A 16310-nucleotide genomic window follows, 5' to 3' on the forward strand; every position below is an offset into this window, starting at 1 on the left:
GACGCCGGCCGCGGGGGCCGGTGGCACCATAGCCCGCTTGACGGAGCTGGAGCCCTCGGTTCTCCCGATGACGACCTGGCCTCATTTCCGTTGCCGACGGCGCATTCCATCCAGATCTACGGATTCGTGCGAGACGCTCGGCGCGCTCAGCGTGCGCGGCCAGGTGATCATGCTCGACACCATGCACTGGCCCGGCGAGGTCCGTACGCCCGGCTTTCCCTTTCTGCGCGAGGACGTCGACCTGCGGCTCGCCGAGGTACGCGCCGCGGCCAACATGATCGAGAACCTCCGCGGCGACTGCGAGCCACACCGCTACACCGACGACCACGCCGCCGCGCTCAACGCGCTGATCGAGGCCAGGATCGAGGGCCGGGATGTGGTCCAGCCCACGGCGGCCGTCCAGGACGAGGGTGTGGCCGAGCTGCTCCGGGCGCTGGGGGCGAGCACTCGGGAGCGCGCCGACGACGACCGGGAACGGAAGTCCGTGCGCAGGGCGAGGGCGGCGGCAGGCAAAGCCGGCACCGCGAAGAAGCGCGCGAAGCGGGCATCCGGCAGGGCGCGCTCGGCGCCCAGGTCCGATCACCGAGCACCGCTGGGTAGTTCTACGCAGAACGGATGCGGTGTCTTCACGCTGCCGTGACCACCGCGTGTCCGGGCAGGCTGAGACCTGCCCGGGTGAGGTGCCGGGGTCGGCGCGGATCGCCTGGTACTGGGGGTCTGGCGAACACGCCGGCCGCAAGGGGCACCCGCTTGGGCAGCCCGCCGCCCGGCCGGACCAGGGGAGGTGACCGGCCGGGCGGTCCCTCGGGATGACCCGGCCAGTACCCTGGGATGTTGTCGGCCCGTGAGCCGGCTGAGTATCCACGACCTGCTGGAGCGTGCACCCCGTGTTCGACACACTCTCCGATCGGCTCACGTCGGTCCTGCAGAACCTCCGAGGCAAGGGCAAGCTCTCCGATGCCGACATCGACGCCACCGCGCGCGAGATCCGCATCGCGCTGCTGGAGGCCGACGTCGCGCTGCCCGTGGTCAGGGAGTTCATCGGCCACGTCAAGGAGCGCGCCAAGGGCGCCGAGGTGTCCGAGGCCCTCAACCCCGCGCAGCAGGTCATCAAGATCGTCAACGAGGAGCTCATCGGCATCCTCGGCGGCGAGACCCGGCGGATCAACCTCGCCAAGAACCCGCCGACGGTGATCATGCTCGCCGGTCTGCAGGGTTCCGGTAAGACCACGCTGGCCGGCAAGCTCGCGCTCTGGCTGAAGAAGCAGGGCCACGCGCCGCTGCTCGTGGCGTGTGACCTTCAGCGCCCCAACGCGGTCACGCAGCTGCAGGTCGTCGGCGAGCGCGCCGGGGTCGCGACGTTCGCCCCCGAACCGGGCAACGGCGTCGGCGACCCGGTGGACGTCGCGCGGCGCAGCATCGAGGAGGCCAGGCACGCGCAGCACGACGTGGTCGTGGTCGACACCGCGGGCCGCCTCGGTGTCGACGAGGAGCTGATGAAGCAGGCCGCGGACATCCGCGACGCCGTGTCGCCCGACGAGACCCTGTTCGTGGTCGACGCCATGATCGGTCAGGACGCCGTGACCACGGCCGAGGCGTTCCGCGACGGCGTCGGCTTCTCCGGCGTGGTGCTCACCAAGCTCGACGGTGACGCCCGTGGTGGTGCGGCGCTGTCGGTGCGCCAGGTCACCGGCCAGCCTATCCTCTTCGCGTCCAACGGCGAGAAGCTCGAGGACTTCGACGTCTTCCACCCGGACCGGATGGCGAGCCGGATCCTCGGCATGGGCGACATGCTCACCCTGATCGAGCAGGCCGAGCAGGCGTTCGACCAGGAGAAGGCCGAGAAGGCGGCGGCCAAGCTGGGCAGTGGTGAGCTGACCCTGGAGGACTTCCTCGAGCAGATGCTCGCCGTGCGCAAGATGGGTCCCATCGGCAACCTGCTGGGCATGCTGCCCGGCGCGGGCCAGATGAAGGACCAGCTCGCCAACGTCGACGACAAGCACCTCGACCGGCTCCAGGCGATCATCCGCGGCATGACCCCCGCCGAGCGGGCCAACCCGAAGATGATCAACGCCTCCCGCAGGCAGCGCATCGCGCGCGGTTCCGGTGTCGCCGTGCGCGACGTCAACGACCTGGTCAACCGGTTCTTCGAGGCCCGCAAGATGATGCAGCAGATGGCGGGCCGGTTCGGTTTCGGCGGTGGCGGCAGCGCCACCAAGAAGCAGCACGTGCGCAAGGGGAAGAAGGGCAAGAAGGGCAAGAAGGTCCAGCAGAAGGCGCGCGGCGGCTTCCCCGGCGGCATGCCCGGCGGGTTCCCGGCCGCCGGGGGCGGCGGGATGCCCGACCTGTCGCAGCTCGGCGGCGGCCTCAACGACCTGCCCCCCGGCTTCGACCCTTCGAAGCTGAACTTCCCGAAGAACAAGTAGGCCCATGTACCACCTGCGTGGGGTCGTGCTGCCCGACGGCGGCGAGCGCGATGTCTGGATCGGTGACGGCCGGATCTCGTTCGAGCCGGTGGACGGCGCCCGTTCGCTCGACGGCGCGTTCCTCGTGCCGGGTCTCGTGGACGCGCACTGCCATCCCGGCATCGGGGTGCACGGCCCGACGACGATCGAGGAGGCGACCGAGCAGGCGCTGACCGACCGCGACGCGGGCACCCTGCTCATCCGCGACTGCGGGGTGCCGATCGACATCCGGCCGCTGCAGGAGCGTGCGGACATGCCGAGGATCGTGCGTGGCGGGCAGCATCTCGCGCTGCCGAAGCGGTACGTGCCGAAGCTCGGCATCGACCTCGACCACCCGGACCAGTTGCCGGAGGCCGTCGCCGAGCAGGCCAGGGCGGCGGACGGCTGGGTGAAGATCGTCGGTGACTGGATCGACCGCGCGGTCGGCGACCTCGCTCCGCTCTGGCCGGACGACGTCCTGGCCGAGGCGATCAAGGCAGCCCACGAGGAGGGCGCGCGGGTCACCGCACACGTGTTCGGCGAGGCCGCGATGCCCGGGCTGATCAACGCGGGCATCGACTGCCTCGAACACGGCACCGGGCTCTCGGCCGACCTGCTCGCCGAGATGGCGCGACGGGGCACCGCACTCGTGCCCACGCTGATCAACATCGAGAACTTCCCCGGCATCGCCGACCAGGCGGCCAAGTACCCGGTCTACGCCGCGCACATGCGGGCGCTGCACGCCGGGGTCACCGACATGGTCGGCGCGGCGCTGGACGCCGGCGTCGCCGTGTACGCGGGCACCGACGCGGGCGGCATGGTGGAGCACGGCAGGCTGCCCGACGAGGTCGAGGCGCTGCACCGGGCGGGCATGTCCGCGGAGCAGGCGCTCGCGGCGGCGTCGTGGGCAGCCCGCGAGTGGCTGGGCTTCGAGTGCATCGCCGACGGCGCGCCCGCCGATCTGGTGGTGTTCGACGCCGACCCCCGCGAGGACCTCTCCGTCCTGCGCCGGCCCCGGCACATCATCCTGCGCGGCACCCTGATCAGGTGAGGCCCTTCTGCGCATCGCTGCGCTGCGCCCACGCAACTAAAGTGCCCTTGGGTGCAGGTCATCGGTGACGGGGAGGTGCGGTGGATCGCAGCCGGGAGGATCCTCTGCCGATCCGCGCCGGGCTGGTCCTCGGCGCGCACTGGGGCTTCCTCGCGTTCTTCGCGGGACTCGGGGCGTACTACCTGCTCTCGCTGCTGCTGACCGCGTTCGCGATCGGCGGCGACGGCGAGGTCGGCTCGCTGCGGCTGCCCGAGCTGGGCCCGCTGGTGCTGCTCGCCTTCGTGCCCAACCTCCTGCTCGGCCTCGCACCCGTGCTCGCCGCCCGCCGCTGGGGGCGGGGCGTGCTCGCGGAGTTCCGCCTGCTGCCCAACGCCAGGGACGTCAAGGTGGGCCTCGCGTGCGGCGGCTTCGCGTTGCTCACCGGCTACCTGCTCAACGTGGTGCTGCTGGAGGTCTACGGCACCGACCGGCTCACCGACCCGCTCACCGAGGTGTTCGGCGGCATCGCCTCCGATGCCGGCTGGCTCATCGTCGCCGCGCTCATCGTGGTGGTGGCCGCGCCGCTCACCGAGGAGCTGTTCGTCCGCGGCGCGCTGTGGAATGGCCTCGTCCACCATCGGGTACCACCGTGGGTGGTCCTGGTGCTGACGGCGCTCGTGTTCGCACAGCTGCACGGCGAGCCGACGCGCACGATCGCGCTGCTCGGCCAGGGGATCGCGATCGGTGCAGCCCGGTTGATCACCGACCGCGTGGGTGCGAGCCTCGTGGCGCACGCGACGAACAACCTGCCGCCCGCGCTGCTGCTGTTCGGCGGCTCGTAATCGGGCGTGTGCGCACAGTAGGCTCACCGGGTCGAAGGCGGCGGGGTTGATGGAGGATGGGCGTGACGTCACCGAACGCGGGAGATCCGGTGCCCGGCGTCGAGCAGTCCACCTCCGGCACACAGACGGTCACCGCGCAGCCCGCGCACCGCTGGGGCTTCGGTGCGTTCCTGTTCGTCGAGGCCGTGCTGCTGGCCTCGGCCGCGCTGGTCGGTGCGCTGCTGGTCAGGGGCGGTAACGCCGAGTCGCTGCCGGTGCGCGACGTGCTGATCGGCACGATGACGCCCACCGTGATCGCCGCGCTGACGGCGCTGGCGATCACCAAGCTCCGGGGCAACGGACCGCTGGCCGACCTGCGGCTGTCGTGGCGCTGGGACGACGTGAAGCTCGGGCTCAAGTTCGGCGTACTCGGCCTGGTGTGCACCAGCGTCGGCGTGTTCGTCTGGACGAAGGTGGTCGGCGAGGAGAACTCGAACTCCGCGATCAGCGCGCTCGTGGAGGACAAGCCGATGTCCGTCTCAGCCGCCGTCGTGATGTTCCTGTACCTGTGGCTGCTTGGGCCGATCTGCGAGGAGATCATCTACCGCGGGCTGCTGTGGGGCGCGACGGAACGGCTGGAGTGGAACAAGGAGAAGTGGGGCCGCTTCGCCGCGTTCCTGCTCTCCACGGCGGTGTTCGCGATGAGCCACCTCGAACCGCTGCGGACCACACTGCTGCTGGTGATCGCGGTGCCGATCGGGCTGGCGCGCCTGGTGACCGGGCGGCTGCTCGGCAGCATCGTGGCCCACCAGATGAACAACTTCCTGCCCGCGCTGGCGATCCTGCTCACCGCGCTCGGCGTGGTCAGCTACTGAGCTTGTTGCGCCTGGAGTAGCCGCACCCTGCTGTTGGCCAGATGCACGCGCGCCGCGGCGCGGGCGGCCTCGGCGTCCTGCCGCTCGATCGCCGCGTAGACGTTCTCGTGCTCGCCCGCCGTCCGTGCGAACCGTTCCGGGTTCGCCGGCAGCCGCTCCCGGTGCATGATGATCATGCCGGGCCCGAACGACCGGAGCAGGTCGGCGAAGTAGCGGTTGCCCGCGGCGAGCGCGATCCGCAGGTGAAACGTGAAGTCGGCGCGCACCGCGGCGCTCGGGTTGCCCGCGCTCGCGGCGAACTCGTCGAGCGACTCCCGCAGGTCGGCCAGCTGGGCGCCGGTGCGCCTGCGGGCCGCGAGTGCGGCGGCCTCGACCTCCAGCGCCGTCCGGAACTCGATGAGCTCCAGCGCGCCCTCGATCGTCAGCTCACCGGCCTCGCCCACCTCGAACGGCGTGGTGCTCGGCTGGGCCAGCACGAAGCTGCCGCGCCCGTGCCGTGTCTCGACCAGCCCGGCGGCCTGCAGCCGCGAGATCGCCTCGCGTACCACCGTGCGGCTCACGCCGTAGGTCTGCACGAGGCTGCCCTCGGTCGGCAGCCGCTCGCCGGGCTGGATGACGCCTTCCTTGATGCGCGCCGTCAGCCGCGCGACCAGCTCCTGGGTTCTGCTCAAGCGGTCACCGTAACGCTGTCGACCGTCCACGCCCTCGCCTGGTCGCTCACGGTCAGGCCGAGGCCGGGGCGGTCGGGCACGAGCATGCGGCCGTCCTTGATCTCCATCCGCTCGTTGAAGAGCGGTTCGAGCCACTCGAAGTGCTCGACCCACGGTTCCTGCGGGTAGGTCGCGGCGAGGTGCAGGTGGATCTCCATCGCGTAGTGCGGGGCGAGCTGGAGCCTGTGGTGCTCGGCCAGCGCGGCGAGCTTGAGGAACTGCGTGATGCCGCCGATGCGCGGCGCGTCGGGCTGGATGATGTCGGCGCCGCCCGCCCTGATCAGCTCGGCGTGCTCGGCGACGCTCGTGAGCATCTCGCCGGTGGCGATCGAGGTGTCGAAGGTGCGGGCGAGCGCGGCGTGGCCCTCGTGGTCGTAGGCGTCGAGCGGCTCCTCGATCCACACCAGGTCCAGCGGATCGAGCCTGCGGCACATGCGCTGCGCGGCCGGGCGGTCCCACTGCTGGTTGGCGTCGACCATCAGCGGCACGTCGTCACCGAGGTGCTCACGGACCTTGGTCACGCGCTCCAGGTCGACGCGCCAGTCGGGGTGGCCCACCTTGAGCTTCACGCCGCCGATGCCGCGTTCGCGGGAGGCGGTGGTGTTGTCGAGAACCTCCTCGATGGGAATGTGCAGGAAGCCCCCGGAGGTGTTGTAGCAGCGCACGGAGTCGCGGTGGGCGCCGATGAGCTTGGCCAGCGGTAGCCCGGCCCGCTTCGCCTTGAGGTCCCACAGCGCCACGTCGATGGCCGCGATCGCCTGCGTCGAGAGCCCGCTGCGGCCCACCGACGCGCCTGCCCACACGAGCTTGGTCCACAGGCGGTCGATGTCGCTGGGGTCCTCGCCGATCAGCTCGGGTGCGATCTCGCGGGCGTGTGCGTACTGGCCGGGGCCGCCCGCGCGCTTCGAGTAGCCGAAGCCGAAGCCCTCGTGGCCGGACTCGGTGCCGATCTCGGCGAAGAGCAGGGCGACCTCGGTCATCGGCTTCTGCCGTCCGGTGAGCACCTTCGCGTCGCTGATCGGGGTGTGCAGCGGCAGGGTGACGGACGAGATCCGGACGGAGGTGATGCGATCGGAGGTCATGGCGAGAGATCGTACAATCCGCTAAGAGGTCATACAACGGTTAGATCGCGGAGAACCACAGGTGCGCGGCGAGCCCGAACCCGGCCAGCGCGATCACGATCCGCAGCGGGCGCTCGGGCAGCCGCCGGACGATCGAAGGGCCGATCCAGCTGCCGACCAGTGCCCCCGCGCCGAGGGCCGCCGCGGCGAGCCAGTCGACGGGGGCGAGGAACGCGAACGCCACCGCGGCCGTCACGTTGGCCGCGCCCGTCGCGACGTTCTTGACCGCGTTGGTGATCGGCAGCGGCTCGGTGACCGACACCGAGAGCACGGCGAGCATCAGCACCCCCGCGCCCGCGCCGAAGTAGCCGCCGTAGACCCCGACGAGCAGCACCGCAAGCGCGACGGGGAGTGCCGAGCGCGGGCCGCGGCGGGTGCGGGACCTGCCGTCGGCGGCCTCCCGCAGCCGGTCGCGGAACAGCAGCAGCGCCGAGCCGAGCGCGATGAGCCACGGCACGATCAGCTCGAACGTCGACGCGGGCGTGGTCAGCAGCAGCACGGCGCCGAGCGAGCCGCCGAGCACCGCCATGAGGCCGAGCCGGAGCAGGCGCGCCCGCTGCCCGCGCAGCTCCCTGCGCGAGCCGCCCGCGGCGCCCACCGTGGTGGAGAACATGGCCACGGTGTTGGTGACGTTGGCCGCGATCGGCGGCAGGCCAGCGGCGAGCAGGGCGGGGTAGCTGAACAGCGAGGCGAGGCCCGCCATCGAGCCCACGAGGCCCGCGGCGACCCCCGCCAGCGCCAGCAGCGCGGCGGAGTCGAGTCCCAAACTCAGTGCCCCGCGGTGAGGTCCGCCGTCGCGGCGAGGTCGACCGGAGCCATGCGCTCGATCGCGAGCCGCGTGCGCTGCATCGCGTCGATGATCTCCGCACGGCGCGCCTCGGTGAGGCCCGAGATCGGCACCGAGCAGCTGATCGCGTCGGTCGGCGGCGTGCTGTAGCGCAGCGCGAACCCGAAACAGGTCACGCCCGCGTAGTTCTCCTCGTTGTCGATCGCGTACCCGCGCTCGCGCGTGAGCTCGAGGTCGGCGATCAGGTCGGCGCGCTCCACCAGCGTGTTGGGCGTGAGCGGCGTGACCTCCTCGGGCACGTGCTCGTCGATGCCGGTCTCGAGGCGCTCGCAGAGCAGCGACTTGCCCATCGACGTGCTGAACGCGGGCAGCCTGCGCCCGACCCTGCTGAACGGGCGGATGTACTTGCTCGACTCCTTGGTGGCGAGGTAGACGATGTCGCCCCGGTCGAGCCTGCCGTAGTGAATGGTCTCGTCCAGCTCAGCGGAGAGGTCCGTGATCAGCGGCTGGACGATGCGCAGGTACGGGTCGGTGTCCAGGTAGGTCGTGCCGGCGAGGAGCGCGCGGATGCCGATGCTGTACTGGGTGCCGCTGGCGTCGGCCCGGACCCAGCCGTGCTCGACGAGCGTGCGGATCAGGGCGTAGACGCTGCTCCGTGGTGCGCCGAGCGCGTCGCTCAGCTCGCGCAGGCGGGCGGGCCGGTTCTGTCGCGACGCCAGCAGTTCCAGCAGTTCCACGGTCCTGGCGGCGGACTTCACTCCTCGCACACCGGTCTCTCGCTCAGCTTCCACGGTTGACAGCCTACCAAGCCTCAGGTAACACTGCTCCGCACATGACAGACGTCTACATATGGAGACACCTTGACTGCCACGTATACAACGGAGGCCGTTGACCGGCTTCGGCGCGGGATGGACACGGCAGTGCTGTCGTTCCCGCTGACGCCGTTCGACGCCGAAGGTGCCGTCGACGTGGACGCCTTCCGTGCGCACGTGCGCGGACAGCTCGCCGCGCGGCCGGGTGCGGTGTTCCCCTGCTGCGGCACCGGCGAGTTCTTCTCCCTCGCGGAGGACGAGTACGAGACCCTCATCCGCGTCGCGGCCGAGGAGTCGGCGGGCGAGATCCCGGTCGTCGCCGGGGCGGGCTACGGCTGGGCGCAGGCGTCGCGCTTCGTCGCGGCAGCGCAGCGAGCGGGCGCCGACGCGGTGCTGCTCATGCCGCCGTACCTCGTGGAGACGTCGCAGGCCGGGCTCGTCGACCACGTGCGCAAGGTCGCCGAGGGCACCGAGCTGCCGCTGATCGTCTACCAGCGCGCCCAGGTCAAGATCGCGCTCTCGACCGTGGCCGAGCTGGCGACCATCCCGAACGTCATCGGGATCAAGGACGGGCACTGCGACCTCGACCAGCTGCAGCGGCTCAAGCTCGCCGCGCCGCCGGAGTGGCTCTTCTTCAACGGGGCCGCGACGGCCGAGATGCAGGCCCGCGCCTACCGCGCCATCGGCGTGCCCGCCTACTCCTCGGCCGTGCACGCGTTCGCGCCCGAGATCTCCCAGGCGTTCTTCCGCGCCTTTCACTCCGACGACAACACCACCGTCGAACGGTTGCTCAGCGAGTTCTACGTCCCGCTCGTCGAACTGCGCGACCGGGGCACCGGCTACGCCGTGGCGCTCGTCAAGGCAGCCGCCCGGCTGCGGGGGGCCGACGTCGGCCCGGTGCGCGCGCCGTTGAAGGATCTGCCCGCCGACCACCTCGAGGAACTCGACGCACTCCTGACCAAGGGTCTCGCCCTCGTGGGCGCCGGCCGTTGACCGCACTCCCAACCCCCACCCGGTAGCACTCCATCAGGAGGATCAATGAGGATTCTGTCCAGCCGCAGCACGCGGGGCGCGGCCCTGCTCGCCGCCGCGGCACTCGTCCTGTCGGCCTGCTCGGTGCAGGGAGGCTCCGGCGGCGAGGGCGGTGGTGACTACCCCACCCGCGCCGTCGAGTTCACGGTGCCCACCGAGCCCGGCGGCAGCACCGACCTGATCACCAGGGCGCTCACCAAGAGCCTGGAGGAGCCCCTCGGCCAGTCGACCGTCGTCGTCAACAAGCCCGGCGCCAACGGCAAGATCGCCGGCAAGGACGTCTTCAGCAGCAACCCGGACGGCTACCGCCTCGCCGTGATGCCGCAGTCGCTGTTCGCCGTCGGCCCGCTCGTGCTCGACGACCCCGACGCGATCCAGCTCGAGGACATGACCTTCATCAAGGGCCTCGCCGTCGAGGACTACGTGATGGTGGTGCCCGCCGACTCGCCCATCAAGTCGGTCGAGGACCTCAAGAAGGCCGGCAGCGTCAAGTACGGCACCACCGGCGCGGGCACGGGCAGCCAGCTCGCCCAGGCCCTGCTGCTCGGCCTGCAGAAGGTGCGGGGCACCGCGGTGCCGTTCGACGGCGGCGGCCCGACGCTCACCGCCGTGCTGGGCGGCAAGGTCGACGCGGCCGGTCTCCAGATCGCCGAGGCCTACGAGCAGATCAGGGCCGGTGAGCTCCGCGCGCTCGCCGTGTTCTCCGAGAAGCGGCTCGAGGCCCTTCCCGACGTGCCCACCGCCACGGAGCTCGGCTACGACGTGGTCGTCGACCAGCGCCGCTTCGTCGCCGCGCCCGCGGGCCTTCCGGACGACGTGCGCGACAAGCTCGCCTCGGCCATCGACGAGGCGACGCGGTCGGCCGAGTACACGAAGGTCCTGGAAGACAGCTACATCGGCAGGTGGGACGCCGACGGCCAGGCGGTCGGCGAGCAGCTGCGCAAGGCCCGCGACCAGTTCAAGACCATGACCACCGAGCTCGGCGTCAACCTCAAGGGCCAGTCATGACAACTGCCGATCAGGAACAGGAGACGCGGCCCAGCGCGGCCTACGCGCGCAGGCAGAACGTCATCGCCGCGGCCGTCCTGTGCGCGCTCGGCGTCGGCGCCGCGATCCTGTCCTGGCAGCTCGGGATCGGCGACCTCGCCGATCCCGGGCCGGGGCTGTGGCCGCTGGTCGTCAGCGTGGCGATGGCGGTGATCGCCGCGGTGCTCGTGGTGCGCTCGGCGCCCACCGGCGAGGAGGAGCGGTTCGGCCGCGAGTCGCTCATCGTCGTGATCGGCGTCGTCTCCCTGCTCGGCTACGTGCTGCTGTTCGAACAGGTCGGGTTCGAGATCCCGACCGTCGCGCTGCTGGTGCTGTGGCTCAAGCTGCTCGGCCGCGAGTCGTGGCGCATGACCGTCATCGTCTCGGTCGTGGCCACCGCGGCGATCTACCTGCTGTTCATCACCGGGCTCGAGGTGTCGCTGCCCCACATCGTGCACTTCTGAGGACTACTCATGGATTTCCTGTCTCCGGTGCTCGACGGTTTCGGGGTCGTCTTCCAGCCGGACAACCTGCTCTACTGTCTGCTCGGCGTCACGCTCGGCATGCTCGTCGGCGTCCTGCCGGGCCTCGGCCCGGCCGCGACGATCGCGATCCTGCTGCCGATCACCTACAACATCGAGCCCACCTCGGCGATCATCATGCTCGCCGGCATCTTCTACGGCGCGCAGTACGGCGGCACGATCACGTCGGTGCTGCTGCGCCTGCCCGGCGAGGCGTCCAGCGTCGTCACCGCCATCGACGGTCACGAGCTGGCGAGACAGGGGCGCGCGGGCGCCGCACTCGGCATCGCGGCGATCGGCTCCTTCATCGGCGGCACGATCTCGATCGTCGCGCTGACCTTCGTCGCGCCGCTCGTCTCGGGCTTCGCGATCGACTTCGGGCCCGCCGAGTACACGATGCTCGCGCTGCTCGGCATCCTGCTCGTCACCACGCTGGGCACCGGCTCGATCCTCAAGAGCCTCGTGATGGCCACGCTCGGCCTGCTGCTCGCCACGATCGGCCAGGACCCGCTGCTCGGCACCGCCCGCCTGACCTTCGGCAGCGACCAGCTGCTCGACGGCATCGACTTCGTGATCGTCGCGATGGGCCTGTTCGGCGTCGGCGAGATCCTCTACAACCTGGAGTCGCTGCGGAAGAAGACGCCGCCCGCGGCCAAGGTCGGCTCCGTCTACCCGACGCGCAAGGACCTGTCGGAGTCCAAAGGCGCCATCGCGCGCGGCTCGTTCAGCGGCTTCCTGCTCGGCATCCTGCCCGGCGGCGGGGCGACGATGTCATCGATGGTCGCCTACGCCGTGGAGAAGAAGGCCACCAAGCGCCCGGAGCGCTTCGGCAAGGGCGCCATCCAGGGCGTCGCGGGCCCGGAGAGCGCGAACAACGCGGCCGCGACGTCGTCGTTCATCCCGCTGCTGTCGCTCGGTATCCCCGCCAACGCGACGATGGCGATCATGTTCGGCGCGCTGATGCTGCAGGGCATCACGCCGGGCCCGCTCCTCGTCGACGAGGAGCCCCAGCTGTTCTGGGGCGTCGTCAACTCGATGTACGTCGGCAACCTGTTGCTGCTCGCCATGAGCCTGCCGCTGATCGGGATCTTCGTGCGCATCCTCAAGGTGCGGGCGGCGATCCTGGCCCCGCTGACGATCCTGATCACGATGATCGGCGTCTACACGGTGCGTAACAACGTGTTCGACATGTTCCTCGTGCTCGCGCTCGGCGTGCTCGGGTACCTGATGAAGAAGGTCGGATTCGAGCCGGGTCCGCTCGTGTTGGCCTTCGTGCTCGGGGGAATCCTCGAGTCGGCGTTCCGGCGTTCGATGCGGACGTTCGACGGCGAGCTGACGGGCTTCCTCGGCGAGCCGATCGCCGCGACGCTGTTCGGCGCCATCGTGCTCCTCGTCGTGCTCTCGGCGGTGCGAGCCCTCCGGACCAGGAAAAAGGCCAAGAACAACAAGGAGAACGATGTCCCACCTGCAGAGCGTCGACCCGAGGACAGGGACGAGCAGCGAGACCGGGATCCCGCCGAGCACGTCCGATGAGGTGGACGCCGCCGCGCGGCTGGCGAGGGCGGCGTTCGCGGAACTGACCAGGCGTGACCGCTCGTGGCGGGCGGAGCTGCTGCGGGCGATGGCCGGCGAGCTGGAGTCGCGGCGCGAGGAGATCGTCTCGACCGCCGACGGGGAGACCGGTCTCGGCGAGACCCGGCTGAACGGTGAGCTGACCCGCACGTGCTTCCAGCTGCGGCTCTTCGCCGACGTGGTCACCGAGGGCGGCTACCTCGAGGCGGTCGTCGACCACGCGGGCGACACCGCGATGGGCCCACGGCCCGACCTGCGCCGGATGTTGCTGCCGCTCGGCCCCGTCGCCGTGTTCGGCGCGAGCAACTTCCCGCTGGCGTTCTCGGTGCCGGGCGGTGACACCGCGTCGGCGCTCGCGGCGGGCTGCCCGGTGGTCGTGAAGGCACACGAGTCGCACCTGCTCACGTCGCGGTTGTGCGGCGAGGCGCTCGCGGCCGCCGCGGCGAGCCACGGCGCGCCGGAGGGCACGATCGCGGTCGTCTACGGGCGCGAGGCCGGCGCGCGGCTCGTGCAGCACCCCGACATCAGGGCCGTGGGCTTCACCGGCTCGCTCGGCGGCGGCAAGGCGCTGCTGGAGCTCATCAACTCCCGGCCGGACCCGATCCCGTTCTACGGCGAGCTGTCCGGCATCAACCCGCTCGTGGTCACCCCTGCGGCCGCTCAGGAGCGCGCCGACGAGATCGGCGCGGGCCTCGCGGGCTCGTTCACACTCGGCTCCGGCCAGTTCTGCACCAAGCCGGGGCTGGCGTTCGTGCCGAGGACCGACGGGGGAGAGGCCCTGCTCGGCGCGCTGGGCAAGGCGGTCGAGGGCACCGGCGCGCAGGTGCTGCTCAACGAGGGCATCCGCGACTCGTTCACGGCGGGCTCGGCCCGGCTCGCGGACCTGCCCGGCGTGTCCACACTCGCGGCCGGCGGGGAGGTCGAGGGTGCCGGGTTCACCGCGCAGCCGCGCGTGCTGACCATCGACGCGGCCGACCTCGACGACAGCGTCGTCCGCGAGTGCTTCGGCCCGCTCGTGGTCGTGGTGCGCTACTCCGAGGACAAGGAACTGCTCGACGCGCTGGCGCGGCTGGAACCCTCGCTGACGGCGACCGTGCACCTCGGCAGCGACGAGGCCGCGGACCGCACCGCCCTGCTCGACGGCCTGCGCGAGGTCGCGGGCAGGCTCGTCTTCGACGGCTACCCGACCGGCGTCGCGGTGTCGTGGGCCCAGCACCACGGCGGGCCGTGGCCGTCCACCAACACCATCCACACCTCGGTGGGCACCACGTCGATCCGCCGGTTCCTGCGGCCGTTCGCCTGGCAGGGCGCCCCGCGGGCCGTGCTGCCCGCCGAGCTGCGAGACGGCCCGGTGGACATCCCCCGGAGGGTGAACGGCGTGCTCACGCTCCCCGGGAACGGGTGAGCCGGGACCGTCTGGCAAAATAGTTGCTTGCCCGCTCCGGATCGGACCCTCTCACCGGCCGGGGCGACCACACATACCTGCGGGCACTCGGATCCGGCTCCCCACTCGGATCGTGTCCCGACCCGAGTAGCGAAACGACAGGAGTACCCACACCCGTGGCCGTCAAGATCAAGCTGCAGCGCCTGGGCAAGATCCGTGCGCCGTACTACCGCATCATCGTCGCGGACGCGCGCACCCGCCGGGATGGCAAGGCCATCGAGACGATCGGCAAGTACCACCCCAAGGAGGAGCCGAGCTTCATCGAGGTCGACTCCGACCGCGCTCAGCACTGGCTGAAGGTCGGCGCGCAGCCCACCGAGCCGGTCCAGCGCATCCTCGAGATCACCGGTGACTGGCAGAAGTTCAAGGGCCTGCCCGGCGCCGAGGGCACGCTGAAGCAGCGCGAGGCCAAGCCGTCGAAGCAGGACCTGTTCAACGCCGCGCTCGCGGCGGCGGGCGAGGAGCCCACCGGCGAGGCCACCACGCCCAAGAAGAAGAGCGGCGGCAAGAAGGCCGACGCCGCCGCCGAGGGCGAGACCGAGAAGAAGGCCGACGAGGCGTGAGCTTCCTGGCCGACTCGCTCGAGCACCTGGTGCGTGGCATCGTCGACAACCCGGACGACGTCCGGGTCGAGCTGATCACGACGCGCCGGGGACGCACCCTCGAGGTGCACGTCCACCCGGACGATCTCGGCAAGGTGATCGGCCGGGGTGGCCGCACGGCCACCGCCCTGCGCACCGTGATGGGAGCCATCGGCGGCAGGGGCGTACGCGTCGACGTCATCGACACCGACCGCTGAGAAACGCACCGTGCAGGTCGTGGTCGGCCGGGTCGCCAAGGCGCACGGCATTCGTGGCGAACTCGCCGTGGACGTGCGCACCGACTCGCCCGAGGAGCGTTTCGCCGAGGGAGCGGTGCTGACCGGTCAGGCTCGTGACGGCAGCACCACACGGCTCACCGTGGCAGCCGCCCGCTGGCACAGCGGGCGGCTGCTCATGCGTTTCGCCGAGGTTCCCGATCGCACCGTCGCGGAGGAGCTGCGCGGCGTCCTGCTGCTCGGCGACACCGACGACCTGCCTCCCATCGAGGACCCGGACGAGTTCTACGACCACGAGCTGGAGGGCCTGCGCGCGGAGCTGATCGACGGGACCGTCGTCGGCACCGTGCGCGAGGTCGTCCACTCGCCCGGCGGCGAGCTGCTCTCCCTCGACCGCGAAGGCCGCGAGGTGCTCGTGCCCTTCGTGCGGGCGATCGTCCCGCAGGTCGACGTCGCGGGCGGGCGCGTCGTGCTCGACCCGCCCGAGGGGTTGCTGGACGTCTGATGAAGATCGACGTCGTCACCATCTTTCCCGAGTACCTGCAGCCGCTGCGGGCGGCGCTGCTCGGCCGCGCCATCGAGCGCGGACTCATCGAAGTCGGCGTCCACGACCTGCGCGACTGGACCCACGACGTGCACCGTGCCGTCGACGACTCGCCGTACGGCGGCGGCCCCGGCATGGTCATGAAGCCCCAGGTCTGGGGTGACGCGCTCGACACCGTGTGCGGCGAGCGCACCCGGCTGATCGTCCCGACGCCCGCGGGCAGGCCGTTCACGCAGGAGCTCGCCCACGCCTACGCCGCCGAGGAGCACCTGGTGTTCGCATGCGGCCGCTACGAGGGCATCGACCAGCGCGTGATCGACGACGCCGCGCGCCGCATGCCGGTCGACGAGGTCTCCATCGGCGACTACGTGCTGGTCGGCGGCGAAGCAGCCGTGCTCGTGATCGTCGAGGCCGTCGTGCGCCTGCTGCCGGGCGTGCTCGGCAATCCGGTGTCGGCCGAGCAGGACTCCTTCTCCGACGGGCTGCTGGAGGGGCCGAGCTTCACCCGCCCGGAGGTCTGGCGGGAGCTGGCGGTGCCCGAGGTGCTGCGCTCCGGCAACCACGCGCTCATCGACCGCTGGCGCCGCGACCAGGCACTCGAGCGGACCTACCGGCGGCGTCCCGACCTGCTGGAACGGCTCCCCGAGGGTAGTCTCGACAAGCACGATCGGGCGTTGCTCGACCGGCTCCGCCAGGAGCCCGGTGACTAGCCCCGCCGGGCTGTCTGCAATACTTGACCGGTTGGCGCGACGTG

Annotated in this window: 18 protein-coding genes; 14 read left to right on the top strand and 4 right to left on the bottom strand. The window is 71.1% G+C overall.

The window, feature by feature from the left end:
- The first annotated feature begins 151 nt into the window (after positions 1 to 151).
- The 5 genes from BA062_RS29420 (at position 152) to BA062_RS29440 (ending at position 5170) form a co-directional block, all read left to right on the top strand.
- Complete coding sequence (locus BA062_RS29420; protein WP_110342322.1) at positions 152 to 640, top strand: Ku family protein; 489 nt, start codon at positions 152 to 154, stop codon at positions 638 to 640.
- A 247-nt stretch (positions 641 to 887) separates the two neighbouring features.
- Positions 888 to 2426, top strand: a complete 1539-nt coding sequence (ffh, locus tag BA062_RS29425; RefSeq protein ID WP_110342323.1) for a signal recognition particle protein — start codon at positions 888 to 890, stop codon at positions 2424 to 2426.
- Positions 2427 to 2430: 4 nt separating this feature from the next.
- A complete protein-coding gene (locus BA062_RS29430) occupies positions 2431 to 3495 on the top strand; it encodes an amidohydrolase family protein (RefSeq protein ID WP_110342324.1) in 1065 nt (354 codons plus the stop codon).
- A gap of 80 nt (positions 3496 to 3575) precedes the next feature.
- Positions 3576 to 4316: a CPBP family intramembrane glutamic endopeptidase gene (locus BA062_RS29435; RefSeq protein ID WP_110342325.1), complete on the top strand. Its 741-nt coding sequence runs from the start codon at positions 3576 to 3578 to the stop codon at positions 4314 to 4316.
- Positions 4317 to 4378: 62 nt separating this feature from the next.
- Positions 4379 to 5170 carry a CPBP family intramembrane glutamic endopeptidase gene (locus BA062_RS29440; protein ID WP_391356326.1) on the top strand — a complete coding sequence of 264 codons (792 nt, stop codon included), beginning with the start codon at positions 4379 to 4381 and terminating at the stop codon, positions 5168 to 5170.
- Here BA062_RS29440 and BA062_RS29445 read toward each other — a convergent pair.
- Genes BA062_RS29445 through BA062_RS29460 form a run of 4 tightly spaced genes read right to left on the bottom strand, consistent with a single transcriptional unit; the run spans position 5164 to position 8579 of the window.
- Positions 5164 to 5841: a FadR/GntR family transcriptional regulator gene (locus BA062_RS29445; protein ID WP_210407031.1), complete on the bottom strand. Its 678-nt coding sequence runs from the start codon at positions 5839 to 5841 to the stop codon at positions 5164 to 5166. The two genes, BA062_RS29440 and BA062_RS29445, sit on opposite strands and share 7 nt — an antisense overlap.
- The gene (locus tag BA062_RS29450; protein ID WP_110342328.1) at positions 5838 to 6962 is read right to left on the bottom strand and encodes an L-talarate/galactarate dehydratase; all 1125 of its coding nucleotides are present in this window, start codon (positions 6960 to 6962) and stop codon (positions 5838 to 5840) included. Before BA062_RS29450 ends, BA062_RS29445 begins: the two co-directional genes overlap by 4 nt.
- A gap of 40 nt (positions 6963 to 7002) precedes the next feature.
- Positions 7003 to 7767 carry a sulfite exporter TauE/SafE family protein gene (locus BA062_RS29455; protein WP_110342329.1) on the bottom strand — a complete coding sequence of 255 codons (765 nt, stop codon included), beginning with the start codon at positions 7765 to 7767 and terminating at the stop codon, positions 7003 to 7005.
- A gap of 2 nt (positions 7768 to 7769) precedes the next feature.
- Positions 7770 to 8579: an IclR family transcriptional regulator gene (locus tag BA062_RS29460; protein WP_168214126.1), complete on the bottom strand. Its 810-nt coding sequence runs from the start codon at positions 8577 to 8579 to the stop codon at positions 7770 to 7772.
- Positions 8580 to 8648: 69 nt separating this feature from the next.
- Between BA062_RS29460 and BA062_RS29465 the strand changes: the two genes are divergently transcribed.
- The 9 genes from BA062_RS29465 (at position 8649) to trmD (ending at position 16266) form a co-directional block, all read left to right on the top strand.
- Entirely contained in the window at positions 8649 to 9593 is a 945-nt protein-coding gene (locus BA062_RS29465) for a 5-dehydro-4-deoxyglucarate dehydratase (protein WP_245960063.1), read from the top strand.
- A gap of 45 nt (positions 9594 to 9638) precedes the next feature.
- A complete protein-coding gene (locus BA062_RS29470; protein ID WP_110342332.1) occupies positions 9639 to 10640 on the top strand; it encodes a tripartite tricarboxylate transporter substrate binding protein in 1002 nt (333 codons plus the stop codon).
- Positions 10637 to 11122, top strand: coding sequence for a tripartite tricarboxylate transporter TctB family protein (locus tag BA062_RS29475; protein ID WP_110342333.1), 486 nt, complete (start codon positions 10637 to 10639; stop codon positions 11120 to 11122). Before BA062_RS29470 ends, BA062_RS29475 begins: the two co-directional genes overlap by 4 nt.
- A gap of 9 nt (positions 11123 to 11131) precedes the next feature.
- Complete coding sequence (locus tag BA062_RS29480; protein ID WP_110342334.1) at positions 11132 to 12712, top strand: tripartite tricarboxylate transporter permease; 1581 nt, start codon at positions 11132 to 11134, stop codon at positions 12710 to 12712.
- Complete coding sequence (locus BA062_RS29485) at positions 12636 to 14156, top strand: aldehyde dehydrogenase (NADP(+)) (RefSeq protein WP_110342335.1); 1521 nt, start codon at positions 12636 to 12638, stop codon at positions 14154 to 14156. Before BA062_RS29480 ends, BA062_RS29485 begins: the two co-directional genes overlap by 77 nt.
- Before the next feature lie 155 nt (positions 14157 to 14311).
- Positions 14312 to 14758 (top strand): 30S ribosomal protein S16, encoded by a 447-nt coding sequence (gene rpsP / locus BA062_RS29490; protein WP_110342336.1) that lies wholly within the window; start codon positions 14312 to 14314, stop codon positions 14756 to 14758.
- On the top strand, positions 14755 to 14994 hold the full coding sequence (locus BA062_RS29495) for an RNA-binding protein (protein ID WP_110342337.1): 240 nt from the start codon (positions 14755 to 14757) through the stop codon (positions 14992 to 14994). Before rpsP ends, BA062_RS29495 begins: the two co-directional genes overlap by 4 nt.
- A gap of 10 nt (positions 14995 to 15004) precedes the next feature.
- The gene (gene rimM, locus BA062_RS29500; protein WP_110342338.1) at positions 15005 to 15517 is read left to right on the top strand and encodes a ribosome maturation factor RimM; all 513 of its coding nucleotides are present in this window, start codon (positions 15005 to 15007) and stop codon (positions 15515 to 15517) included.
- Positions 15517 to 16266, top strand: coding sequence for a tRNA (guanosine(37)-N1)-methyltransferase TrmD (trmD, locus tag BA062_RS29505; protein ID WP_110342339.1), 750 nt, complete (start codon positions 15517 to 15519; stop codon positions 16264 to 16266). The genes rimM and trmD overlap by 1 nt, the downstream gene beginning before the upstream one ends.
- Positions 16267 to 16310: the final 44 nt, after the last annotated feature.

It is taken from the genome of Prauserella flavalba (assembly GCF_003202235.1).
Lineage (GTDB): Bacteria > Actinomycetota > Actinomycetes > Mycobacteriales > Pseudonocardiaceae > Prauserella_A > Prauserella_A flavalba.